Origin of the sequence: Streptomyces sp. MUM 2J (genome assembly GCF_022414535.1) — a bacterium.
Lineage (GTDB): Bacteria > Actinomycetota > Actinomycetes > Streptomycetales > Streptomycetaceae > Streptomyces.
This window is the reverse complement of sequence record NZ_JADWYM010000002.1, coordinates 126665-150606: the sequence shown is the minus strand read 5'-3', so window position 1 is coordinate 150606 and position 23942 is coordinate 126665. Positions and strand designations below refer to the sequence as shown.

21 protein-coding genes are annotated in these 23942 nt (G+C 73.6%); 12 read left to right on the top strand and 9 right to left on the bottom strand.

Going from position 1 to position 23942, the window contains the following annotated elements:
• The first annotated feature begins 60 nt into the window (after positions 1 to 60).
• From I3F54_RS02525 to I3F54_RS32295, 4 genes are all read left to right on the top strand, one after another.
• A complete protein-coding gene (locus I3F54_RS02525) occupies positions 61 to 1602 on the top strand; it encodes a CehA/McbA family metallohydrolase (protein ID WP_240116884.1) in 1542 nt (513 codons plus the stop codon).
• Positions 1603 to 1725: 123 nt separating this feature from the next.
• A complete protein-coding gene (locus I3F54_RS02520; RefSeq protein WP_240116883.1) occupies positions 1726 to 2121 on the top strand; it encodes a nitroreductase/quinone reductase family protein in 396 nt (131 codons plus the stop codon).
• Between the two features lie 245 nt (positions 2122 to 2366).
• The gene (locus I3F54_RS02515; RefSeq protein ID WP_240116882.1) at positions 2367 to 5369 is read left to right on the top strand and encodes a BTAD domain-containing putative transcriptional regulator; all 3003 of its coding nucleotides are present in this window, start codon (positions 2367 to 2369) and stop codon (positions 5367 to 5369) included.
• A gap of 200 nt (positions 5370 to 5569) precedes the next feature.
• Entirely contained in the window at positions 5570 to 5809 is a 240-nt protein-coding gene (locus I3F54_RS32295) for a sigma-like protein (RefSeq protein WP_308373039.1), read from the top strand.
• Between the two features lie 276 nt (positions 5810 to 6085).
• Here the strand turns inward: I3F54_RS32295 and I3F54_RS02505 are convergent, their stop codons facing one another.
• Together I3F54_RS02505 and I3F54_RS02500 are read right to left on the bottom strand one after the other, a co-directional pair.
• Positions 6086 to 8455 carry a PQQ-binding-like beta-propeller repeat protein gene (locus I3F54_RS02505; RefSeq protein WP_240116881.1) on the bottom strand — a complete coding sequence of 790 codons (2370 nt, stop codon included), beginning with the start codon at positions 8453 to 8455 and terminating at the stop codon, positions 6086 to 6088.
• A gap of 159 nt (positions 8456 to 8614) precedes the next feature.
• Positions 8615 to 9379 carry a VOC family protein gene (locus I3F54_RS02500; RefSeq protein ID WP_240116880.1) on the bottom strand — a complete coding sequence of 255 codons (765 nt, stop codon included), beginning with the start codon at positions 9377 to 9379 and terminating at the stop codon, positions 8615 to 8617.
• Positions 9380 to 9501: 122 nt separating this feature from the next.
• Here I3F54_RS02500 and I3F54_RS02495 point away from each other — a divergent pair, with 122 nt between their 5' ends.
• The gene (locus I3F54_RS02495; protein ID WP_240116879.1) at positions 9502 to 10149 is read left to right on the top strand and encodes a TetR family transcriptional regulator; all 648 of its coding nucleotides are present in this window, start codon (positions 9502 to 9504) and stop codon (positions 10147 to 10149) included.
• A gap of 118 nt (positions 10150 to 10267) precedes the next feature.
• Here the strand turns inward: I3F54_RS02495 and I3F54_RS02490 are convergent, their stop codons facing one another.
• Complete coding sequence (locus tag I3F54_RS02490) at positions 10268 to 10720, bottom strand: Lrp/AsnC family transcriptional regulator (RefSeq protein ID WP_240116878.1); 453 nt, start codon at positions 10718 to 10720, stop codon at positions 10268 to 10270.
• Positions 10721 to 10802: 82 nt separating this feature from the next.
• Between I3F54_RS02490 and I3F54_RS02485 the strand changes: the two genes are divergently transcribed.
• From I3F54_RS02485 to I3F54_RS02475, 3 genes are all read left to right on the top strand, one after another.
• Positions 10803 to 11423, top strand: a complete 621-nt coding sequence (locus I3F54_RS02485) for a LysE family translocator (RefSeq protein WP_240116877.1) — start codon at positions 10803 to 10805, stop codon at positions 11421 to 11423.
• A 170-nt stretch (positions 11424 to 11593) separates the two neighbouring features.
• Positions 11594 to 12262, top strand: coding sequence for a pyridoxal 5'-phosphate synthase (locus I3F54_RS02480; RefSeq protein WP_240116876.1), 669 nt, complete (start codon positions 11594 to 11596; stop codon positions 12260 to 12262).
• Between the two features lie 229 nt (positions 12263 to 12491).
• Positions 12492 to 13688 carry an NAD(P)/FAD-dependent oxidoreductase gene (locus I3F54_RS02475; protein ID WP_240116875.1) on the top strand — a complete coding sequence of 399 codons (1197 nt, stop codon included), beginning with the start codon at positions 12492 to 12494 and terminating at the stop codon, positions 13686 to 13688.
• 84 nt (positions 13689 to 13772) lie between these two features.
• On the opposite strand, the gene I3F54_RS02470 is transcribed toward I3F54_RS02475, so the two are convergent.
• Positions 13773 to 15077: an MFS transporter gene (locus tag I3F54_RS02470; protein ID WP_240116874.1), complete on the bottom strand. Its 1305-nt coding sequence runs from the start codon at positions 15075 to 15077 to the stop codon at positions 13773 to 13775.
• A gap of 70 nt (positions 15078 to 15147) precedes the next feature.
• Here I3F54_RS02470 and I3F54_RS02465 point away from each other — a divergent pair, with 70 nt between their 5' ends.
• Complete coding sequence (locus I3F54_RS02465) at positions 15148 to 16143, top strand: GlxA family transcriptional regulator (RefSeq protein ID WP_240116873.1); 996 nt, start codon at positions 15148 to 15150, stop codon at positions 16141 to 16143.
• 515 nt (positions 16144 to 16658) lie between these two features.
• Here I3F54_RS02465 and I3F54_RS02460 read toward each other — a convergent pair.
• The 3 genes from I3F54_RS02460 to I3F54_RS02450 form a co-directional block, all read right to left on the bottom strand.
• The gene (locus I3F54_RS02460; RefSeq protein WP_240117057.1) at positions 16659 to 17120 is read right to left on the bottom strand and encodes an ATP-binding protein; all 462 of its coding nucleotides are present in this window, start codon (positions 17118 to 17120) and stop codon (positions 16659 to 16661) included.
• A 534-nt stretch (positions 17121 to 17654) separates the two neighbouring features.
• Entirely contained in the window at positions 17655 to 18173 is a 519-nt protein-coding gene (locus I3F54_RS02455; protein ID WP_240116872.1) for an EF-hand domain-containing protein, read from the bottom strand.
• A gap of 155 nt (positions 18174 to 18328) precedes the next feature.
• Positions 18329 to 18709 (bottom strand): STAS domain-containing protein, encoded by a 381-nt coding sequence (locus I3F54_RS02450; RefSeq protein ID WP_240116871.1) that lies wholly within the window; start codon positions 18707 to 18709, stop codon positions 18329 to 18331.
• 333 nt (positions 18710 to 19042) lie between these two features.
• Between I3F54_RS02450 and I3F54_RS02445 the strand changes: the two genes are divergently transcribed.
• Both I3F54_RS02445 and I3F54_RS02440 read left to right on the top strand, forming a co-directional pair.
• A complete protein-coding gene (locus I3F54_RS02445; protein ID WP_240116870.1) occupies positions 19043 to 19624 on the top strand; it encodes a sigma-70 family RNA polymerase sigma factor in 582 nt (193 codons plus the stop codon).
• Positions 19621 to 20988, top strand: coding sequence for a zf-HC2 domain-containing protein (locus I3F54_RS02440; protein ID WP_240116869.1), 1368 nt, complete (start codon positions 19621 to 19623; stop codon positions 20986 to 20988). The genes I3F54_RS02445 and I3F54_RS02440 overlap by 4 nt, the downstream gene beginning before the upstream one ends.
• Positions 20989 to 21010: 22 nt before the next feature.
• On the opposite strand, the gene purU is transcribed toward I3F54_RS02440, so the two are convergent.
• Both purU and I3F54_RS02430 read right to left on the bottom strand, forming a co-directional pair.
• Positions 21011 to 21892 (bottom strand): formyltetrahydrofolate deformylase, encoded by an 882-nt coding sequence (purU, locus tag I3F54_RS02435; protein ID WP_240116868.1) that lies wholly within the window; start codon positions 21890 to 21892, stop codon positions 21011 to 21013.
• Between the two features lie 46 nt (positions 21893 to 21938).
• The gene (locus tag I3F54_RS02430) at positions 21939 to 22385 is read right to left on the bottom strand and encodes a hypothetical protein (RefSeq protein WP_240117056.1); all 447 of its coding nucleotides are present in this window, start codon (positions 22383 to 22385) and stop codon (positions 21939 to 21941) included.
• A 171-nt stretch (positions 22386 to 22556) separates the two neighbouring features.
• Here I3F54_RS02430 and I3F54_RS02425 point away from each other — a divergent pair, with 171 nt between their 5' ends.
• Complete coding sequence (locus tag I3F54_RS02425; RefSeq protein WP_240116867.1) at positions 22557 to 23867, top strand: ABC transporter substrate-binding protein; 1311 nt, start codon at positions 22557 to 22559, stop codon at positions 23865 to 23867.
• Positions 23868 to 23942: the final 75 nt, after the last annotated feature.

The following is a 23942-nucleotide window of genomic DNA, read 5'->3' as shown; positions in this document are numbered from 1 at the left end:
CCCGCGTCACCTCCCCGCGGGCACCCCGTCCCGTCCCTCGCGGCACCCGGGAGCAGCAGCATGTGCGAGGACCGCCCCGGCGGCACCGGCCTCGGCCGGCGCGCCCTGTTCGTGACGGGTGCCGCCGCCGCGCTTACGTTGGGAGGCGTGAGCTTCGCTTCCGCCTCAGCAGGCGAGCAGGAGACCAGGACCGTGCGCGGCACGCTGCCCGCGGGGTCCCCTGACTTCGTGTACGTGCCCGTCGAAGTCCCGGCGGGAGTGCGGGAGATCAAGGTCGCCTACACCTACGACAGACCCTCCGTGCCGGCCGGCACCCCGGGCAACGCCCTCGACATCGGTCTCTTCGACCAGCGGGGCACCGGCCTCGGCGGCCACGGCTTCCGCGGCTGGTCGGGCGGGGCCCGCACGGAGTTCTTCGTGCGGGCCGACGACGCCACCCCCGGCTACCTGCCGGGCCCGGTGCAGGAGGGCACCTGGTACATCGCACTCGGCCCTTACACGGTGGCCCCGCAGGGCCTGTCGTACGAGCTGACCGTCACGCTCGCGTACGGCCCACCCGGCGAGACGCCCGCGCCGTCGTACCCGCCGGAGCGGGCCGGGGGGCGCGGGCGGGCCTGGTACCGGGGGGACTGCCATCTGCACTCCTGGCACTCCGACGGCCGCCGCACCCCCGCGGGGATCGCGCACCTCGCCCGGGCGGCCGGGCTGGACTTCGTCAACAGCTCCGAGCACAACACCCACTCGGCGCACGCGCACTGGGCCGACGCGGCCGGGGACGACCTGCTGGTGATGCTGGGCGAGGAGGTCACCACGCGCAACGGTCACATGGTCGCCGTCGGTACCGATCCGGGCACCTTCGTCGACTGGCGCTACCGGGCCCGCGACGGCGTGTTCGGCCGGTTCGCCCGCCGGGTCCGGCAGGCCGGCGGGCTCGTCGTACCGGCCCATCCGCACGCACCCTGCGTCGGCTGCGCCTGGAAGTTCGGCTTCGCCGAGGCGGACGCGGTGGAGGTCTGGAACGGTCCGTACACCCCGGACGACGAGATGGCGCTCGCCCACTGGGACGCCCTGCTCGTCGCCTCCGTACGGGCAGGCCGGGAGGGCCGGGAGGGCCGGGAGGGCCGGGGCTGGCTGCCGGCGATGGGGAGCAGCGACGCGCACCGCGATCCGGACACCGTCGGACTGCCCCAGACCGTGGTCCTGGCCGACGACCTGACGCGACGGGCCGTCCTGGAGGGCATCCGCGCCGGCCGCTCCTATGTCGCCGAGTCCGGCAGGGTCGCGCTGTCCTTCTCCGCGAGCGGAGGGCGCGGTGAGCACGCCGGCATCGGGGAGCGGCTGGAAGTGGCCCGGGACAGCCCGGTCACCGTCCGGCTGGAGGTCGCCGGCGCCCCGCGCTGCACCGTCCGCCTCGTCACCGATCAGGGCGTGCTGTTCACCGGCGGCCCATTGCCGGTTTCCGGCTCCGGCACGGTGGAGTGGCGTACGACGCCGTCGTACGCGGCCTACGTCCGCGCCGAGGTGCGGCACGAGACGGCCCTCGGGCCGCTGCCCGGGGCCATGGCGGCGTTCACCAATCCGATCTTCCTCGGGCGCCGTTGACAGGCGGCTCAGCGGACCCTGACGGTGGACGTGACGCCCGGGCCGGGACGGCGTCGGGGACCATGGAGCCAGGTGGCGGCGCCCGCGGCACCGCCCGACCCACCACGAGGAGTCCCAGAGCAGATGCCCCACCCCGCCGACCTCAGGTTCCGCGCGACCACCGCCTTCCAGCGCCGGATCGTCAACCCCGTGACGCGCCGCCTGCCGCTGCAGACGGTCCTGGAGACCACCGGCCGCGTCTCCGGCCTGCCCCGGCCGACGCCGGTCGGCGGGCGCCGGGTGGGTGACTCCTTCTGGCTGGTGTCGGAGTTCGGCGAACGGTCGCAGTACGTGCGCAACATCGAGGCCGACCCCCGGGTGCGGGTGCGCATCCGGGGCCGCTGGCACACCGGCACCGCCCGGCTGCTGCCCGACGACGACCCGGTGGCGCGGCTGCGGAAGCTGCCGCGACTCAACAGCGCGGCCGTGCGGTCCCTCGGGACGCGGCTGCTGACGGTACGGGTCGACCTGGACCGGTGATGCCCCGTCAGCTCGGCTCCGTGCTCCGGAGCGGCGGCGGGGAGCCGACGGGGGACGAGGTGGCTCGCGGGGGCGCGACGGCCGCGACCGGACCGCGGGCGGTGGTGTGCGGGCGGGGCGTACGAGGTGTGCGGGCTCCGTGGCCCGAGGGGCCGCGGCCTGTGATCGGCGTCTCGCCCGGCTGACGGGTCGGCCCGGGACAAGGCAGACTGACAGGGTTGCTCAGGTTGTCTAGGGGGACGGCGATGGACGGAGTACCGCGAGTGCCGGAGCAGGGGCGTTCCGACACCGGGGCGGCGCACAGCGGGCCTTCCGCGCAGCCGGAACCGTCGGGTGCCGACGGGCAGGGGCCCTCGGCCGAGCTTCGTTTCTTCGTGCTCGGCCCGGTGCGCGCCCGGCGCGGCGAGGAGGAGTTGCCGTCCGGCTCTCCGCAGCAACGCGCTTTGCTCGCCGCGCTGCTGCTCCGCGAGGGACGGACGGTCACGGCCGCCGAGCTGATCGACGCCCTGTGGGGCGATGAGCCGCCGCAACAGGCGCTGGCGGCGATCCGCACCTACGCGTCCCGGCTGCGCAAGGCACTGGACGCCAGCGTCCTGGTGAGCGAGTCCGGCGGCTACGCGGTCCGCGGGCTGGCGGACGGGGCGCTCGACCTCGGCGTGGCGCAGGGGCTGGCCGCGGAGGCGGACAAGGCGCGCACCGGCGGCGCCCTGAACCACGCGCGGGAGGCGCTGGACCGGGCGCTGTCCCTGTGGGACGGCGAGGCCCTGGCCGGCGTGCCGGGCCCGTACGCCGACACCCAACGGGTGCGGCTGGAGGAGTGGCGGCTGCAACTCCTCCAATCCCGCCTGGACATGGACCTGGAGCAGGGCTGCCACGCGGAGGCCGTCTCCGAACTGACGGCCCTGACGGCGGCGCACCCCCTGCGGGAGCGGCTGCGCGAGCTGCTGATGCTGGCCCTCTACCGCAGCGGCCGACAGGCGGAGGCCCTGGCGGTCTACGCCGACACGCGGCGCCTGCTGGCGGAGGAACTCGGCGTCGACCCGCAGCCCGGTCTGCGCGAGCTGCAGGAGCGGATCCTGCGGGCGGACCCCGGGCTGGCGGAACCGTCCACGTCGGCTCCCGAGCCGTCCGCGGTCCGGGTGCGTCCCGCGCAACTCCCGGCGACCGTACCGGACTTCACCGGGCGGGCGGCGTTCGTCCGCGACCTGGGCGAGACGCTGTCGTCGGCCGGGGGCCGGGTCATGGCGGTGTCCGCGCTGGCCGGCATCGGAGGTGTGGGCAAGACGACGCTGGCGGTGCATGTGGCGCACCGGGCGCGGGCGTCCTTCCCGGACGGTCAGCTGTACGTCGACCTCCAGGGCGCCGGACCCCGGGCGGCGGACCCGGAGACGGTCCTGGGTTCCTTCCTGCGGGCGCTGGGCACGGCGGACTCGGCGATCCCGGACACCCTGGAGGAGCGCGCGGCGCTGTACCGGTCCGTGCTGGACGGCCGGCGGGTGCTGGTGCTGCTGGACAACGCCAGGGACGCGGCGCAGGTCCGTCCGCTGCTGCCGGGCACCGAAGGGTGCGCGACGCTGGTGACGTCCCGGGTACGGATGGTGGACCTGGCGGGGGCCCATCTGGTCGACCTGGACGTGATGTCCCCCGACGAGGCGCTCGCGCTCTTCACCCGGATCGTGGGCGAGGAGCGGGTGGGGTCGGAGCGGAAGGCCGCGCTGGACGTGGTGGCGGCGTGCGGTTTCCTGCCGCTGGCGATCCGCATCGCCGCGTCCCGGCTGGCGTCGCGGCGCACGTGGACGGTGTCGGTACTCGCGGCCAAGCTGGCGGACGAACGGCGGCGGCTGGACGAGCTGCAGGCCGGGGACCTGGCGGTGAAGGCGACGTTCGAGCTGGGCTACGGCGCGCTGGACGGGGCCCAGGCACGGGCGTTCCGGCTGCTGGGGCTGGCCGACGGCCCGGACATCTCGCTGGCTGCCGCCGCCGCGGTGCTGGACCTGGACACGGAGGAGACCGAGGACCTCCTGGAGTCCCTGGTGGACACCTCGCTGCTGGAGTCGGCGGCTCCGGGGCGGTACCGGTTCCACGACCTGGTGCGGCTGTACGCGCGGGCCTGCGCCGAGCGGGACGAGAGGCCGCCGAGCGAACGGGAGGCGGCGCTCTCCCGGGTGCTGGACTTCTATCTGGCCACGGCGGCCCGGGTGTACGCGATCGAGCGGCCCGGGGACCGGACCGTGGAGCACCTCGAACACGGCGGTCAGCGGGGGCCGGAGTTCGCCGACGCGTCCCAGGCGCTGGACTGGCTGCACGCCGAGGCGGACTGCCTGCTGGCCTGTGCCCAGCAGTCGCTGAAGGGGGCGACGCTGCGACGGGCGGTGGACCTGCTCCTGGCCGCCAAGGACCTGGCCGAGTCGGGGGCGAGTTCCCGCCGGTACGAGACGGCCACGCTGGCGGCCTGCGACGCCGCGCGGGCCGCGGGCGACGCGCACGCGGAGGGGCGGGCCCGGGTCACGCTGACGCAGGTGCTCAGCAACGCGGGCCGGTTCGAGTCCGCGGAGGTGGAGGCCCGTCGGGCGATGACGCTGGCGGAGGCGTCCCGGGACCCGTGGACCACCGGCAACGCCCCCAACGAGCTGGGGATCATCGCCAACTGCACCAACCGCTACGCCGACGGCGAGTTCCACCTGATGAAGGCGATCGAGGCGTTCCGGGCCGACGGCAACCGGCCGGGTGAGGCGAGCGCGCTGTGCAACCTCTCCCGGGTCCTGGCGCCGATGGGCCACCTGTCCCGCGCGGTCGAACTCGCGCGTGAGGGCACGGAGATCTACGACGAGCTGGGGCTGATCGTGCGTCTGGCGAACGCGCGCTACGCCCTGGGGATCGTCCTGACCCAGTCCGGGCGGCTCGCCGAGGCGATGGATGAACTGACCCAGGCCGTCCAGACGTTCGCGGAGAACCGGCAGCGGCTCTGGGAGGGCACGACCCACTTCCGCATCGCCCAGGTGCACCTGCGGGCGCGCCGGCCGGCGCAGGCGGCGCAGCACGCCGAGCAGGCCCTGGCGACGGGCTGCATCGGGGGTGACTGGATGCGGGGCAACGCGCTCACCCTCCTGGGCAAGTCGCTGATCGCGCTGGGCCAGTCGGACCGCGCGCGTGCCTGCTGGCAGGAGGCACTGGCCGTCTACGACGCCTCCTCGGCGCCGGAGGCGGAAGAGGTGCGCGGCCTGCTGGCGCCCCTCACGGCGGCCTGAGGTCCCGAACCGGCGTTCATCGAACGTTTATGACGCCCTGCCAGACTCGGTACGTCGATTCGTCCCGTCGGGGGGCGGGCGGATCGGCGCGGGCCTCGACGCTACTGTGAGCGCCCCGGAACGCCTGTTCGGCGACCCGCGGGGGAGTTGCCGAACAGGCGCTCCGCCCGATGAGCCTGTCATCCACGGGAGTTTTGATCATGAGCGACGCTACGAAGGACGACGCGGCGGCGTCCGGCGGCCAGGGCCACGCCCTCGGCGGCGAGGACGACGTGGAGGCCGTCACCACCATGGACAGCCACTCGCCGGCACCGCCGAGCGACGGCACCTTCACCACCATGGACAGCCACTCGCCGATACCGCCGAGCGACGGCACCTTCACCACCATGGACAGCCACTCGCCCACACCGCCCGCTCTGGATCTCGACGGCACCAGGTAGGACTCGGTCCGACAGGGGTGATCGGCCGCGGCGGCGCGGAGGGAAGCCGCCGCGGCCGAGGTGTGTCCGGAAACGGACCGCCCGGGAGAGCGCGGCGCAGGGTGCCTGCGGCGAGGGCGGTCTGCCGTGCGGTGCGCGGCGGGCCACCGGGCCCGGTTCGGGGGGCGCCGGTACGACCGGCGGCCGGGCGCGCGGCTGACGGCAGCCGTCCGGAACCCTTCATCCGCAGCGCCCGGCACGACGGCCGTACCGGAGCCCCGCGCGGACGGGGCCGGGTCAGGGCGTGCGCGCGGTCCCCGTCCCCTTCTCCGCGTCCAGTGCGTACACGCAGCGGTCCTTGCTGCACGCGTACACCACACCGTCCCTGACCACCGGTGAGCCGGTGATCTCGCCTCCGGTGGCCAGCTTCCAGCGCAGCCGGCCGTCGTCGGCCTTGAGCGTGTAGAGGAGATGGTCGGTGGAGCCGAAGTGGATGCGGCCCTCGGCCACGGTGGGCGCGCCCACGATGTCGCCGCCCGCCTGGAAGCGCCACTTCGGGGTGCCGGTGACCGCGTCCAGGGTGTAGAGGCCGCGACCGCTGCCGACGTGCACATGACCCGCGGCGACCAGTACCGGCTCGATCGAGGCCCGGGACTCGGTCGCGATGCGCCAGCGGTCGCGGCCGTCGGTCGCGTCGAGGGCGTAGACGGTGCCGAGGTAGTCGGCCAGGTACACGCCGCCACCGGTCACCGCGGGACCGGGGACGAAGGCGGGCGGCGAGAGGAAGACCGCGGGCGCCTCGAAGTGCCAGCGCACCCTGCCGCTCGCCACGTCCACGGCGAGGACGCGGGTGCCGGCGGAGACGTAGACGTAGCCGTCCGGCGCCGGGTGGACACGGACGGGCACACCGCCGCAGGAGGCGGCGTCGCCGATCGGGTAGGACCAGCGCTCGTCGCCGGTACGGGCCTCCAGGGCACGCAGGCGGGCGTCCTGCCAGACGTACACCGTGCCGTCGTGCAGCGCAGGGCCCGCCTCCGGGGACTCGAAGTCGGTCTGCGCCCCGGTGAGCTCCCACAGCTTCTGCCCGGTCGACGCCTCCCATGCCTGCACACCGCCACCGCGGGCGCCGGTGACGACGGTTCCGTGCTCGGCCTTCAGCGAGTACACCCAGGCGTCCGTCTGGAACCGCCACAGGTCGCCGCCCTCGCGGGCGTCGAGGGCGAACAGCGTCGGCCCGTCGGAGGCGTGGATGCGGCCGTCCGCGACCGCCATGGACCAGGCCACGTCCCGGGTCTTGAAGCGGCGCCGGCCGGTGGCCACGTCCAGGGCGTGGACCTCGAACGACGTGACGTAGACGAGATCGCCGGAGACCGCCGGGGTGCCCCACACGTCGTTGGACATGCGGAACCGCCAGGGTCGCCAGCCGCTCTGCTGCTCCGGGGGCGCAGGTGGGGGGTTGGGTGCGCCGGGGTCCGGGCCGACGACACCGGGGCGCGCCTTGGACCAGGAGGCCGCGAGGGCGGTCTCCGGCCGGGGTGCGCCGACGGCGGCGGCGCGGACGTCGGCGACGCGTGGGCCGGGCCCGATCGGGACGGCGGCGCCGGCCAGCCGCACGGGGCCGTTGTCCAGGGCTCCGACGGGCGCGGCCGGGTGGGCGGGGACGGCGGGCGCGTGCGAGGGCGGGGGTGGCACGGCGGGCAGCCCGGGGCCGGCTCCCGCTCCGCCCCGGCCGCCGCTGCGCGGGCCCGCGGGCGCCGGTCTGGCGGCCGGCCGGCCGCCGCGACGGGCCTCGATGAGGCCGACGGCCTTCTCCGGCAGCCACGCCGACGCCGTACCGCTGTCGTCGGAGCCGGAGCCGAACAGGTGCGGTGCGAGTTGGGCCTGGAGGTCGGCGGGGGTGGGGCGGCCCGCGGCCTCCATCTGCATGCAGGACTCGATCAGCGGGCGCAGCTCCTCGGGAAGCCCTTCGAGGTTCGGGCCCTCCCTGAGCAGCATGAAGACCGTCTCGACCGGATTTGCGCCGTGGAAGGGCGGGTGGCCGGTGGCCGCGAAGACCAGCATGGAGGCGAGGGAGAAGACATCGCTGGCGCCCGTGACGCTGCGGGAGTCCTTCGCCTGCTCGGGGGACATGTAGGCGGGCGTGCCGACGGCGACGTTCGTCATCGTCAGACGTGTGTTCGAAACACCGGAGGCGATACCGAAGTCGATCACCCGCGGGCCGTCCTCCACCACGAGGACGTTGGACGGCTTCAGGTCGCGGTGGACCAGTCCGGCGCCGTGGATGGACTGCAGGGCCTCGGCCACGCCCGCCGCCAGCCAGCGCACCGCCTGGGCCGGAAGCGGCCCGCAGTCGTTGATTATCTCCTCGAGCGAGGGCGCGGGGACGTACGCGGTGGCCAGCCACGGCACGGCGGCGCGAGGATCGGCGTCGACCACGGCGGCCGTGTAGAAGCCGGAGACCGCACGGGCCGCCTCCACCTCGCGGGTGAAGCGGACCCGGAACAGCTGGTCCTCGGCCAGCTCCGTGCGGACGGTCTTGATCGCCACGCGCCGGCCGGACGCCGAGCGCGCGAGATAGACCAGCCCCATGCCGCCGGCCCCCAGCCGTCCCAGCACCTCGAACGGCCCGATGCGCCGAGGATCGTGCTGCGTCAGCTGATCCACCACTTGCCTGCCACCTCCCCGTACGAGCCGCGCCATCCACGTATGGACGCGGCCGAAGTGCAGCGTCTCACCACCGCACCGCCGCGGCGGCACGCACCCCGATTCTTCCTGGCCGGAGCGCCGGTTGCGAACCGGGGGACAACAGGGGTGTCTCGCTCCATTTCATGACAGATCCACCGGATCGTGCCTTTGCCCACCCTCCGTCCGGCGCTCCAGCACCGCGAACGACGCCCCCTGATTGTCCGTGACGACGGCCACCGTCCCGTACGACGCCTCGAAGGGACCCGCCTGCAGCCGCCCGCCGAGCCGCAGCACCGTGGCGACGGCGTCCTCGCAGTCCTCGACACCGAAGTGGACGACGAAGTGGGGCGGCATCTCGGCCGGGAAGACGTCGGCGACCGGCGCCCGGCCGAAGTCGGGACGGGCGTTGGGGCCGAAGAGGGCGTCACGGAAGAGGCCGCCGTAGAAGGTGTTGACGACGGAGGTGTCACGGGCGTACAGCTGCGCCCAGGCGAAGGCGCCCACCTCGTGGCGCCGGCCGAAGCCGGGATGGCTGCCGGGCTGCCACAGCCCGAAGACCGCGCCCTCGGGGTCCGTCGCCAGAGCGGAACTGCCCAGCTCACCGACCGGCAGTGGGGCGGTGACGAGCTGCCCGCCGGCGGCGAGGATGCGCCGTGAGGTGGCCTCCGCGTCCGGGGCGGCGAAGTAGACCGTCCACACGGTGGGCAGGCGGCCGTCCGCCTTGTGCGCGAGCGCGGCGACGGGCTCGCCGTCCAGGCGGGCCCACACGGTGGAGCCGTACGCGTCCTCGTAGGTCCACCCGAAGAGCTCACCGTAGAAGCGCTTGCCCGCCTCCACGTCCGGCAGCTGCGCGTCCACCCAGCAGGGGACGCCCTCTCCGTATGCGGATGCCCTGTTTTCGGCCATAGCGCCAAAGTAGCGGCCGGGCCCACACCCCGCAGACCAGGCACACCAGCCTCCCAGCCCCCATGCACCCCATTTGCAGTCGGCCAAATCGCGCTCCGATCACCCGTCGGTAAGCTGACGGCATGACAGGACAAGTGCGTACCGTCGACGGCCGCGTGGCCGGTCGACGTGGGCAGGCGACCCGGCAGAAGCTGCTCGACTGCCTCAGCGAGATGCTCAGCTCCTCCCCCTACCGGGACGTCAAGGTCATCGATGTCGCCCGCAAGGCGGGCACGTCGCCCGCGACCTTCTACCAGTACTTTCCGGACGTCGAGGGTGCCGTCCTGGAGATCGCCGAGGAGACGGCCGCCGAGGGCGCCGGTCTGTCCGAACTGGTCGAGGACCGGTCCTGGGTGGGCAAGGCGGGCTGGCAGTCCGCCCAGGAACTCGTCGACGGCTTCCTGGACTTCTGGAAGAAGAACGACGCGATCCTGCGCGTGGTCGATCTCGGCGCCGCCGAGGGCGACAAGCGCTTCTACAAGATCCGCATGAAGATCCTCAACGCGGTGAACGGCCCCCTCACCGAGGCCGTCGCCGCACTCCAGGCCAAGGGCCGGATCGACAAGGATGTGAACCCCGGGGCGATCGCCGGTTCGCTCGTCGCGATGCTCGCGGCGGTCGCCTCGCATCAGAAGGGGTTCTCGGCATGGGGCGTCAAGCAGGCTGAACTCAAGCCCAACCTGGCGCTGTTGGTGCACCTCGGCGTGACGGGGAAGAAGCCCACGAAGTAACCACGACCGACACCCGCGCGCCGGCGCCCGGAGCCAGCCTGCTCCCCCGCAATGCCGAATCCTGTCTCACAGGCGGTGGTTCCCTCACGGGACCGCCGCCTGTCGCGCATCCGGGGCGCTACGCGGGCAGCGGCCGATCCTGCACCACGTGCTTCATCACCAGCGTGGACGTCAGCCGCTGCACGCCCGGCAGGGCGGCGAGCCGCTCGTCGTACAGCCGCTGATAGGCGGCGAGGTCGGCGGCGACGACCCGCAGCAGGTAGTCCGGCTCGCCGAACAGCCGCTGCGCCTCCACCACCTCGTCCACCTCGCCGAGCGCCCGCTCGAACTCGACGACGGTCTCCCGGTCCTCCTGCCGCATCGAGACGAAGACCAGCGCCTCGAAGTTCAGCCCGACGGCCGCCGGGTCCACCAGCGCCCGGTATCCGCTGATCGCGCCGGACCGCTCCAACTCGCGCAGCCGCCGGTGGCAGGGCGAGACACTCAGCCGCACCCGCGACGCCAGCTCCGTCACGGTCAGCCGCCCGTCCTGTTGCAGCTCGGCAAGAATCTTCCGGTCCACGTCGTCCATGGGCAAGATTCTCCCCCCTCATGCCCCTCAGGGAAGAAACTTCAGGAACACTTTCGGCCACATCGCGCCTAATGTCCCCTCCATGGACTCGGGAACGCTGATCTCTTTCCTCGCCGTGGACCTCCTGCTGGTCTGCGTGCCGGGCGCCGACTGGGCGTACGCCATCGCCGCCGGGCTGCGCGGCCGGTCGGTCACGGTGGCGGTGGCGGGCCTGGTCTCCGGCTATGCGCTGCACACGGCGCTGGCCGCGGCGGGGCTCTCCGTGCTGGTGGCCGGGTCGCCCCGGCTGCTGACCGCGCTGACGGTGGCGGGGGCGGCTTACCTGCTGTGGCTGGGGTGGGGCGTGCTGCGCCGGCCGAGTGTCCCCGGGGCGGGCGAGGCACCCGCGGCGGACGGCTCCCGTGTCCTGCTGCGCGGCGCCGCGATCAGCGGCCTGAACCCGAAGGGCCTGCTCCTCCACCTGTCCGTGCTGCCGCAGTTCCTCACTCTGCGCGGCGCGCATCTGCCGTTGCCCGTCCAGACGGGCATCCTCGGTCTGCTGAACATGGCGTGCTGCACGGCCGTCTACCTCACGGTCGGGCTCCTGGCCCGCGGCGTCCTCGGCGCCCGCCCGGCCGCGGCCCGTGCGGTGACCCGCACCTCCGGCGCGGCGATGCTCGGGGTCGGCGCGCTGCTGCTGGTGGAGCGCCTGGCGACCCTGTGACCACCCTCCGCCACCGGCCCACCGCACCGGCGACGGAACGCCCGGCCCGCCCGGGCCCGCCCGGGCCCGGGCGGGGCGGACACCGCCGGGCCGGTGCGGGCATTCCGGTACCGCATGCCGGAACGGCACCTGCCGCCCGGGGGCGGAGACCGGAGCCGGACAATCGGGGAATGGGTACCGACCTTCACGAGCTGCTGCGGTCACTGCGGGTGTGGGATCCGGAGGTGACGTCCCTGCCCGGCTTCGACCCGGCGGCGGCACCCGACGACCCGCTCGACCTGTTCGCCCGCTGGCTGGCCAAGGCGGCGACGGCCGGGCAGCCGGAACCGCACACCATGTCACTGGCCACGGCGGACGACGAGGGCCGCGCGGACGTGCGGACCGTGATGTTGCACGGCGCGGACGCCGACGGCTGGGCGTTCGCCACGCACGCCAGCAGCCGCAAGGGCCGTCAGCTGGCCGGACGGCCGTATGCCGCGCTCGGCTTCTACTGGCCGCTCCTGGGACGTCAGGTGCGGGTGCGCGGGCCGGTGGCCGTGGCCTCGGCCGAGGAGGCGCAGGCCGACCTGCACGTCCGGTCGACCGGGGCACTGGCCGCCGCGCTCACCGGACGCCAGAGCGAACGACTCGGCTCCGTGGAGGAGCTGCGGCTCGCCTCGCAGGCCGCCTGGGAGCGGGCCCGGCGGGAACCGGACGCCCAGGCACCGACCTGGACGCTGTACCGGGTGCGCGCGGAGGAGGTCGAGTTCTTCCAGGGCGACGCATCGCGCCGGCACGTCCGGCTGGCCTATCGGCGGACGGGGAACGACGGCTGGCACCGGGAGCTGCTGTGGCCCTGAGGGACCGCCGCCCCCGCACCACTCGCGGACACCCGCCTCGGCTCCCGCCCGGCGGGCGGCCGGGAGCGGGGGCGCGGCGACCGGCGCCGCCGGCCGTTCCCCACCGCTCCGCAACCAGGACCTCTACGACACAAGTCCCACACACTTCTCCCCCACCCGTGATCAATCCGCAACCAATTCCGGTCTTGACCGAGACCCATCAACCTGTTGGGTGATTACGCTCGCGCACATGGCCGACTCCACAGCGTCCGCACGCCCCACGCCCCCTGCCGCCCGCCCCGTCCACGTCATCGGCGGCGGACCCGGCGGACTGGCCGTCGCGTACGCGCTGCGGGCGCGCGGCGTCCGGGCCGTCGTACTGGAGAAGTCCGACCGCGTGGGGGCGTCCTGGCGGGGCCACTACGACCGGCTCCACCTGCACACCACACGCCGGCTCTCGGCCCTTCCGGGGCTTGCGATACCCCGTCGCTTCGGGCGCTGGGTGTCCAGGGACGACGTGGTGCGCTACCTGGAGAGGTACGCCGAGCACCACGAGCTGGAGATCGTCACCGGGGTCGAGGTCACACGGGTCGACCGCTCCCCCGACGGCACCGGGTGGCTGCTGCACGCCACCGGCGGCCGGGAGCTGACGGGGGCCGCGGTCGTCGTCGCCACCGGCTACAACCACACGCCCCGGGTCCCCGACTGGCCCGGCCGCGCCGGGTTCACCGGCGAGTTCCTCCACGCCTCCGCCTACCGCAACGCCCAGCCCTACGCCGGCCGGGACGTCCTCGTCGTCGGTGCCGGCAACACCGGCGCCGAGATCGCCGTGGACCTGGTGGAGGGCGGCGCCGCACGGGTGCGGCTCGCCGTGCGGACCGCACCGCACATCGTGCGCCGCTCGACCGCCGGCTGGGCCGCCCAGTACTCGGGCGTGCTGGCCCGGCGCCTGCCGGTGCCACTCGTCGACCGGCTGGCCAGGCCCCTGGCGCGGCTCAGCGTGCCCGACCTGTCCGCGCACGGTCTGCCCCGCCCCGAGACCGGCCTGTACAGCCGGGTCACCGAGGGCGCCGTCCCGGTACAGGACGTCGGCCTCGTCGATGCCGTCCGCCGGGGGCGGGTGGAGGTCGTGGCCGCCGTCGACGGCTTCGAGGACGGCAAGGTCGCTCTCGCCGACGGCACCCGGATCGGGCCGGACGCCGTCATCGCCGCCACCGGCTACGTCCGCGCCCTGGAGGGCCTCGTCGGCCACCTCGGCGTCCTGGACGGCCGGGGCAGACCGGTCGTGCACGGCGCCCGCACTCCGGCCGGCGCGCCGGACCTGTTCTTCACCGGTTTCACCAACCCCATCAGCGGGATGCTCCGCGAACTGGCCATCGACGCGGGGAAGATCGCGAAGACGATCGCCGGGGACGCCGACGGACGGGTGTCACAGCTGCCGGTCTGACCCCCCGCGGCGGCCCACGCCCCCGCCGTCCAGGCTGCTCTGACGCAGCATCAGGCCGCCTGGTCCGCGGACGGTCCGCGGACCTCACGCCACCGCGCGGGCCGTGGCCGCCGGCCCGCGCCGGATCACCAGCGCCATCAGCGCGGCGGCGGCGCACAGCGCGCCGGACGCGTACCAGACGACGTCGTAGGAACCGAGGGCGTCCCGGGCGACGCCGCCGAGCCAGGCCACCGCCGCCGCGCCCACCTGGTGCGAGGCGAGCACCCAGCCGAAGACGATCGCGCTGTCCTCGCCGTAGTGCGCGCGGCACAGGGCCAGCGTGGGCGGGACCGTGGCGACCCAGTCGAGGCCGTAGAAGACGATGAAGAAGACCATCGGCGGGTGGACGGCCGGGGCGAGCAGCATCGGCAGGAACAGCAGCGCGACGCCGCGCAGCGCGTAGTACACGGCCAGCAGGCGGCGCGGCTCGAAGCGGTCGGTGAACCAGCCGGAGGCGACCGTGCCGGCCACGTCGAACACCCCGACCACGGCCAGGAGCGAGGCAGCGGCCGTGACGGGCATGCCGTGGTCGTGGGCCGCGGGCACGAAGTGGGTTTGGACCAGGCCGTTGGTGGAGGCGCCGCAGATCGCGAACGTGCCGGCCAGCAACCAGAAGGGGCCGGTGCGCGCGGCCGACAGCAGCACGGTCACCGCACGGCGCGCGGCACCCCGCACCGGCTCCGGCCCGGGCACGAACGCGGGGGCTCCGTACGGCCTCAGACCCACGTCCGCGGGATGGTCGCGCAGCAGCAGCCAGACGAACGGCACCACGGCGAGGGCGGCGAGCGCCACGGTGACGGCCGCCGGACGCCAGTCGTACTCCTCCACCATCCACGACAGCAGCGGCAGGAAGATCAGCTGGCCGGACGCCGAGGCGGCGGTCAGTATGCCGCTGACCAGGCCCCGGCGCTCGGTGAACCAGCGGTTGGTGACGGTCGCCGCGAAGGCCAGGGCCATCGAACCGGATCCCAGGCCCACCAGCACGCCCCAGCACAGCAGCAGTTGCCAGGCCGAGGTCATCCACACCGTCAGCCCCGAGCCGAGCGCGATCACCGTCAGGGCCACGGCGACCACCCGCCGGATCCCGAACCGGTCCATCAGCGCGGCCGCGAACGGGGCGGTGAGGCCGTAGAGAGCGAGGTTGACGGAGACGGCGGCCCCGATCGTGCCGCGCGACCAGCCGTACTCCAGGTGCAACGGATCGATCAGCAGTCCCGGCAGGGAACGGAAGGCGGCCGCGCCGATGATCGTGACGAACGTCACGGCGGCGACGAACCACGCCCGGTGGATGCGGGCGGGGCGGTGGAAGGACTCCACGGGCAGGGGTGCGGGTTCGGTCGTCTGCGTCACACCCGGAGCCTCCGGTGTGCGGCTCCCACGATCGAGTGGCCCGGAGGACAGTATTCACTAGGATCGGGCCATGGACGCAGCCGAGGAGTACCGCCCGCACCGTGTCGCCGTCCTCGCCCTCGACGGACTGCTCCCGTTCGAACTGGGCATTCCCCACCGGATCTTCGGCCGGCCGCGGGACGCCGGGGGGCGACGCCTGTACGAGGTCCTGACCTGCTCGGTCAGGCCGCCCGGGCCGGTGCGGACCGACGCCGACTTCACCGTGCACGCCCCGCACGGCCCCGAGGCGCTCGCCACCGCCGACACGGTGATCGTCCCGGCGTCCCACGAACTCGGTCCTGTCCACGAGGAGGGCGTGCTGACCGGCGACCTCGCCGCCGCACTCGCCCTGATCCGGCCCGGCACCCGTCTCGCCTCGATCTGCACCGGCTCCTACGTCCTGGCCGCGGCCGGACTCCTCGACGGCCGCCCGGCCACCACCCACTGGGCCAACGCCGCCCACTTCAGGCGGCTGTTCCCGAAGGTCGAGGTGGACCCGGACGTGCTGTTCGTCGACGACGGCGACGTGCTGACCTCGGCGGGCGTGGCGGCCGGCATCGACCTGTGCCTGCACATCCTGCGCCGCGACCACGGCACGGCCGTCGCCAACGACGTCGCCCGCGCCACGGTCGTACCGCCGCACCGCGACGGCGGGCAGGCGCAGTACGTCAACCGGCCGGTACCCGACCCGCAGCAGACGACCACGGCGCACGCGCGCGCGTGGGCGCTCGGCCGGCTCCACGAGCCGATCCAGCTGCGCGACATGGCGGGGCGGGAGTCCATGTCCGTCCGCACCTTCACCCGCCGCTTCCGAGAGGAAACCGGTGTCAGCCCCGGCCGGTGGCTCACCCGGCAGCGCGTCGAACGGGCCCGGCACCTGCTGGAGTCCACCGGCCTGTCCGTCGATCAGGTGGCCCGGGACGCCGGTTTCGGCACGGCGCAGTCGATGCGGCAGCACCTGCAGGCGGCGGTCGGGGTGACGCCGACGGTCTACCGGCGCACCTTCCGCGCCCGCGACGCCGCCTGAGCCACCGGCTGACGTGCCGCGAAGAGTTGTCCACAGCCTGTGGAGAGACGTCCCGGCGCGGCTCTCCCGCCGCCCGCGCCGCCCGACCGATCCACCGGGGGTGCACAATGCGGGCACCCCTCGCGAACGTCCCCCGAACAGTCGGGCCGACGGCGCACCGCTCCGCCCCGAGCGCGACACGCACGCCGCCGGCCGACTCCGGCGTACCCGCCCCGACTTCCCTCCGCCCCGAGCGCCCCTGGAGGGAACGGACGCCGTCCGCGACCCACACTCGCCGAGGGCTCCCGTCACCGGAACCCTCGTCGTCCCCTCGCGGCGAATCGCTGCCCACAAGCGTGATCAAACGGACACGTCACGTCAACAGCCGAAAGGAGGTTCATGACTTACGTCCGATTTGTCACAGGCGCGCACGGAAGCACGGTGCGGGCGCACACCGGGCACCGGCACCGCCGCGTCGTCGCCGTCTGCCACCGTGCCCCGATCCGGGCGCGGGGACGGTCACCCGCCCGGTGGGCTCACACCGCTTCGTACGCCAGGTCGCCGTAGGGCGAAACGGAGGCTCCGCAGCCCTTCCCGAGCTCCTGCTGAGCGGTACACCGGTCGAGTTCACACCAGACGCGCTTGCCCGTCCCCTCGGGGCTCCAGCCCCACCGGTCGGCCAGGCCGTCCACCAGGGCCAGGCCCCGGCCGCCGGTCGCGTCGCCGTCCACGCACCGGGGCACCGGCGCGCGACCACTGCCGTCGGCGACCTCCACGCGCACGGGGGCCGACTCGGCCGCCACCCCGGGCAGGGACAGCCGCAGCACGGCCGGACGACCGGTGTGCACCACGGCGTTGGTGACAAGTTCGGAGACGAGGAGGATCAGCGTCTCGGCGAGCGGGTCGTCGGCCCCTATGCCCGACCCGGCGATCCGCGAGCGGGCCCACCTCCGGGCCCGGCCCACTTCCGTGGGGTCGGGCCGGACCTCCAGCTGCACCTGTAGCACCTGCACCGCTCACACCATCCGAACCGGCGGACACATGGACGCGCGCCACGCGAGCACCACGACGACGAGGGCCACGATCGTAGCCATTTTCTGCATGACCAGGACAACGGCCGGAGCCCGGGTCACGGAACGTGAAACCCTTGCAGGACAGCTTGATTGACGTACAGTCACCCCAACAAGCGCTTCGGGCATATTCCAGCGCGAAGGAGTACCCGTGCGGCATACTGTGCGACGCTCACTGCGGGGAGTCGAACAGGCGACACCGGCATGGCTCGTACCGGGAACCACTCGCATCCCACACAAGGTACCGGAGGGTGCCACCGACTCCGGTTGGTGACGAGTCACGTGAAGGACACAACCCGGTATCGACATCATGTGACGCTCCGTGACATCGCTATGCCACATTCCGCGACATGTACGCGAGTCACCCTCCGGTGCCACGCCTGGGCGCCCGCCCCGGCCTGCGCCCGCGGGGCCGTCACCGGCCGCGCCCTGCGGACAGGGCGGCACCGTCGGGCCATGAGGTCACTCGGGCACCGTGAAGTAGCGGGCGAAGGCGGTGACGACCTGCTCCTCCTCCACCGCGCCGTCGCCGTCGGTGTCGAGGGAGGCCGCGGCCGCGCGCGCCACGCCCTCCTGGACACCGAGGATCCTCAGCACGCGCGCGACACCGTCGACGCCGGCCGCTTGGGGGCCGTGACCGTCGGAGCCGGCGAGGGCGAGGGCGGCGTGCACGAACGGGCGGGCGATGCCGGCGAAGCGCTCCGGGTTGTCCCGCAGCCGCTTGACCGCGCCGGTGACGAACTCCTCGCGGGTGATGCGCTGGTCACCGTCCCGGTCCGCCATGCCCGCCATGCCCTGCCAGAACGCCTCGGCTCCCGTGTACAGGGCCTGCCCCCGGTCGGAGCGGGCGGTCACGCCGAACTCGGCGAGCAGTGCCCTGGCCGCGGAGCTGAAGTCCTCGCGATCGATCCAGCCGTTGCCGTTCTGGTCGAAGGTGGCGAACCGGGCGGCGATCCTGCGTTCGTACTCGCTGCTGACCATGTCTTCTCGGGCCGCCTTACGTCACGTCGTGGGGGTGCGTACGACTGCGAGCGTAGGGCGACGGCGGCCGGACCCGGAACGCGAGGAGAGCACCTGTGCCGGGAACGGGGACGTTCCGGGACAGCGCTGTGGCAGTGCAACACGCAGACCGGGCCTCACGCCGACAGGGGCGGGACCTCCTCGGTGACCGCGTCGGCGAGTTCGGCGTGCACGTCGAACAGCCGGCGCACACCGAGGGCCCCGAAGACCCGGTTGACGTGGGAGCCCTCGACCGATCCCCCGTCCGGCAGCACCAGCCGCAGCACGCCCCGGCAGGAACGCAGCAGACGGCGGGCGGCGATGAGGACGCCGACGCCGCTGGAGTCGCAGAAGTGCACCCCGGAGAGATCCAGGACGAGACGGTGCCGGCCGTCCGCGACGGCATCGTGCACCCGCTGCCGCAGCACCGGGGACGTCAGCAGGTCCAGTTCTCCCGACACGTGGAGCACGGCCCATGCGCCCCGCTCGCCGTCGGTCACCTTGAACGTCACCACCACGTCCTTCGCTCATCAAGCGGAGGCAGCCCCTACGCTTCCTTGCAGCGCGGCTGCCCACCGGCCGTTCCCTGAAACCCGGGATGCAAAACGGCGATCGATCAACAAGGGGCTTGTTTCAGTCACCCCCGATCCTGTTCGATCGACTCTGATCGGAAGGCGAGGGGGTAGGCGACCGGCCGGGGCGAAAACTCCGGATGCGTCCCTTACCACCTCCGGAACGGCAGGGGGCGCACATTGACACAAAGGGGCGTGCGCTGTCGGACGTGCCGACTACATTCGAGGAGACGGCAGGCACACGCTGGACCGGGGCTACGGGCACGGGGAGGAGGCCGCGTGGTGAGGAAGGACACACCGCAGCGCTGGGACCGCAGGATGCAGCAGCGGCTCGCCCGCGGCGAGGCCGCCGCCCTGGGCGAGCTGTACGACCGGTTCGCCTCACTCGTGCACAGCCTCGCCCACCGCGTCCTGGACGACGAGCGCGCCGCCGACAGCGTCACGCGCGAGGTCTTCGCCCACGTCTGGGAGCACCCCGACGCCTACGACCCCAAGAAGGGCCCACTGCGCACCTGGGTCGCCGCGCTGGCCCACCGGCTCGCCGTGCAGCGCCTGCGCGCCACCGAGACCGCCGCGCTCGCCCGGGGCGACCACGGCTCCCCCGAGGACCTGGAGCGCAACGTCCGCCACGCCGCCGTGGCCGCCCGCGCCGACTACATCGTCCAGTCCATGCCCGCCCCGCTGCGCGCGGCCCTGGAACTGGCCTACTTCCAGCGCCGCGACTACCGCCAGACCGCGGTCGACCTGGGCGTCACCGAGGACGAGGCCCGCCGCCGCCTCCGCCTGGGCCTGCAACTGCTGTCCACCGCCCACGACACCGCGGCGCCCGGCGCCCCGCCGGAGTACGGGGGTGCGGTGTGAGCGAGGCGGACCGCTACGAGGACGACGAGCGGCGCGACGGGCGCGAGCAGCCCGGGGAACACGGCCCGCGGGAACGGCCGACACCGCACGAGGAGTACGGCACCGCCGGCACGAGCGGCCCGGACGCCGGGAACCCCGGGAGCCACGGCACCGCCGTCCCACCCCCAAGACCGGAGCCGCGCATACCGATGCCCCGGGTCTCCGTCGAGGACAGCGGGCGGCCGCTGCCGGCACCGGCCGCCGCCGGACCGCCGCAGCTGGCGCACGGCGTGCTGAAGTCGCTGCTGGGGGCGTGGGCGCTGGCCGCCTGCTCCGCCGAGGAGACCGCGGCCGTGGAGGAGCACCTCGGCACCTGCGGCGTCTGCGCGGACGAGGCCCGGCGCCTGCGCGAGGCCGTCGGTCTGCTCCAGCGCTCCGAGAGCCTCGACCTCGATCCCGCGCTGCGCACCCGCGTCCTGGAGGGCTGCCTGAACCGGCGTCCGCCGCGCATCCCGGTGCCGGGCTGGGCGACGGCGTACGACGCGGAGACCGCGCGCCTGGACGCGTTGCTCCAGGACTTCGGGGACGGCGAGTGGCACGCGCCGGTGCGCCTGCGCTGGTTCGACGGCGACGCGGCGACCAGCCGCGGCACGACCGTCGCCGGGGTCATCGCGCATCTGCTGGCGGTCGACGGGCTGGTCGCCTCGGCACTCGGGCTGGACGATCCCCTGGACGGCGCCGCCGCAGGGGCCCGCACCCCGACCGAGCGTACGGAGGCCTTCTGGCGCGTCGCGCAGGTCCCGCCCACGCGCACGGTACGCGGGCCGTGGCGGGAGCAGAGCCACGCCATCGTGCGGGCGGCGGGGTTCACGGGCAGCGGTGCCGGGACGGTGGGCGTCTCCTACGGCGACGTGGAACTACCCATGCGGGACGCGATGCTGGACCGCGCCTTCGAGTGCTGGGTGCACGCGGAGGACATCGCGGAGGCCGTGGACTATCCCTACGAGCCGCCCGCGCCCCGCCATCTGCACCACATGATCGATCTGGCCGCCCGGATGCTGCCGGCGGTGCTCGCGGCCCGCCGGCGGGCCGGGCGCGCCTCCCCCTACCCGGGCCGGCACCTGGTCACGGCAGGTGATCCGGGCCGCAGCCTGCGGCTGGAGATCGAGGGCCTGGGCGGCGGCGAGTGGCTCGTCCCGCTTGACTCCCCGGCCGCGGTCGGCTCCGCGGAACGCGAGGTCGCCCATGTCGCCCTGGACGGCGTCGAGTTCTGCCGCGTGGCAGCGGGCCACGTGCCGCCGGCCGAAGCGGCGGCCGGGCAGGCCGGCGACCGCGACGCGATCAGGGACGTGCTCTTCGCCGCGGCGTCCTTGAGCCGGCTCTAGGGGGTGTCCCGGGCGGCGCCCGTCAGGCGAAGACGACCGTGCGGCGCCCGTTGAGCAGGATCCTCCGCTCGGCGTGCCACTTCACGGCCCGCGCCAGCGCCTGGCACTCCACGTCGCGGCCGACCGCCACGAGCTGGTCGGGGGTCACGTCGTGGCCGACCCGCTCGACCTCCTGCTCGATGATCGGCCCCTCGTCCAGGTCGGCCGTCACGTAGTGGGCGGTCGCGCCGATGAGCTTCACACCGCGCGTGTGCGCCTGGTGGTAGGGCTTGGCGCCCTTGAAGCTCGGCAGGAAGGAGTGGTGGATGTTGATGATCCGCCCCGAGAGCTGCTTGCACAGGTCGTCGGAGAGGACCTGCATGTAGCGGGCGAGGACGACCAGTTCGACGTTCCTCTCGCGGACGATCTCCAGCAGCCGCGCCTCGGCCTCGGGCTTGTTGTCCCTCGTCACCGGGATGTGGTGGAAGGGAATGTCATAAGAGGCCACGAGCTCGGCGAAGTCGGTGTGGTTGGACACCACAGCCGCGATCTCCACCGGCAGCGCGCCGATACGAGCCCGGAAGAGCAGGTCGTTCAGGCAGTGGCCGAACCTGCTGACCATCAGCACGATGCGCATCTTCTCGTCGGCCCGGTGGATCTGCCACTCCATGTGGAAGGAGTCACCGATCGCCGCGAAGCTGGCCCGCAGCTTGTCGACGGACACCGGCGCCTCGGCCGAGAAGTGGACGCGCATGAAGAACAGCCCCGTGTCGTGGTCGCCGAACTGCTGACTGTCCTCGATGTTGCAACCGGTCATGAACAGGTAGCTCGACACGGCGTGCACGATGCCCTGCTTGTCGGGGCAGGAGAGCGTCAGGACGTACTGTTCGGCCGGTGCCGCGGCCCGGAGGGACTGCTCGTTCATGCAGCACAGGGTCTCATGCCCCGCGGCGCCCGGGGAGCGCCGTCCGTTACGCGGACCCGGTCAGGATCCGCAGCACGTCGAGGCTGCTCGGCGGCGAGTCCGGGTCCTCCCCGTCGCCGGCGGAGAGGCGTATGTGGGCGTCACGCGCCGCCCGGACCGCCTCCGGCCAGGCCGGGTGTTCGAGGTAGGCGGTGACCGGCGCGTCCGGGCCGACCTGGTGCACGATCCGCAGGACGCGGAGCACCGCGGTGTCGACGAGCGCCGCCTCCTGCGAGTCGCGGAAGATCGTGCCGACGTACTTCTCGGCGGACCAGTGGTCCAGCCACGTGTCCTCGACCAGCCGGTACACGGCGTCGGTCACGTCACCGTACCCTTCCACACCGGCCAGCCAGACGTCCCTCTGGAACGCCGGGTCGGAGAGCATGTGCAGCGCCGAGCGCACATTGCTGCGCCAGCGCCACCATGGCATGTCGTTCACAGGCATGCCGCCCATGGTGGAGGAGCGACGGCCGCGACGGGAAGAGTTCTCCGGAGCTTGCACAGTCGTCGATCGTACGATCCGCGACCCGCGGCGCTCCACGGCCCCCGCAATTCACCTCCACGTCACCATCCGTTGACCATGGGTCACTCCCGGGTTAGGGATGTGCCGGAATCGTGCAGGGACATGACCGGCAGGCGATGCACGCGCAGCACGTCCCTCCCCCCTTCGACCCGCCCCGTCACCAGAGCCGTCGCCAGAGCCGCGGGAGCGGCACTGGCCCTCACCCCCTTCATCGCCGGATGCGGGATCGTCCCCGGCGCCACGGGGGGCTCCGGGGACGATCCGATCAAGGTCATGACGTGGGCACCGATGGACTCCGAAGTCGGCAGCAAGCCCGGAATGCCCGCTTTCGCCCAGGCGTACGAGCGGTGGATCAACGCACACGGCGGCATGAACGGCCACAAGCTCAAGGTCCTGGTCTGCGACGAGCACAACGACAGTGTCGGCGCCGCGAAGTGCGCGCGCCGCGCGGTCCGGGAACATGTCGTCGCCGTCGTCGGCTCCTACAGCCAGTACGCGGACTCCTTCTTCCCTCCCCTGGAGGGTGCCGGCATCCCCTACATAGGCGGATACGGCGTCACCACCGCCGAGTTCACCAGCCCGCTGTCCTACCCCGTCAACGGCGGCCAGCCCGCGCTCCTGGCCGGTCTCGGCCGCAAGCTGGCCACCGGCTGCGGGCCGGTGACCCTGGTGCGCCCCGACTCCATCGCGGGGGACGAGCTGCCCCCGCTGCTCGACTCGGGCCTGAAGGCCGGCCGGCACGCCGTGGCCGGCGACCAGCGGGCCGCCGAGGACGCCACCGAGTACTCGGCCCAGTCGAAGAAGGCCCTGGAGCAGGCCGGCACCGAGTCCGGCAAGGAGGGCTGTGTGGTGCCGGCGCTCGGCGACCGCACCAGCACGTTCATGGACTCCTTCCGGCGCGTCCGCAAGGGCTACCCGGACGTGCGGGCCGCCACCGTGCTCGGCAGCGTCGACCAGACCGTGATCGACGCCTCCGGCGGCAAGTCGGGCCCCTACGAGGGGGCGTACATCACCGGCTGGTACCCCGTCGCGAGCGATCCGCGCTGGGACGGGATGAAGAAGGTGATCAAGGAGCAGGCGTTCCTCGACAACCGCATCGACCCCGCCGACGCCGGCGTGCAGACGACGTTCATCGCCTACAGCGTCTTCAAGCGGGCGGTGGACCGGCTGGGCGACCGGGAGGTGACGGCCGTCAGCGTCCGCCAGACCCTCGACAAGGACGTCACGGTCGACACGGGCGGCCTCACCCCGCCACTGCACTGGGAGTTCGCGGCCAAGCTCGCCTCGGTCGGCTTCCCCCGCCTGGTCAACGCCAACGTGACGCTCCAGGTGGTACGGAAGGGCCGGCTGGTGGCGGCCGAGAAGGGCTTCGTGGACGTCACCCGGACCCTGCTCGACGCCGACCTGAACTAGGGGGGGCGCCGCGCGCTTCGGGGATCCCACCCGCCCCGCGGCGCCCGGCACGCCGCCGGGCGAGCCGGGGCGCGG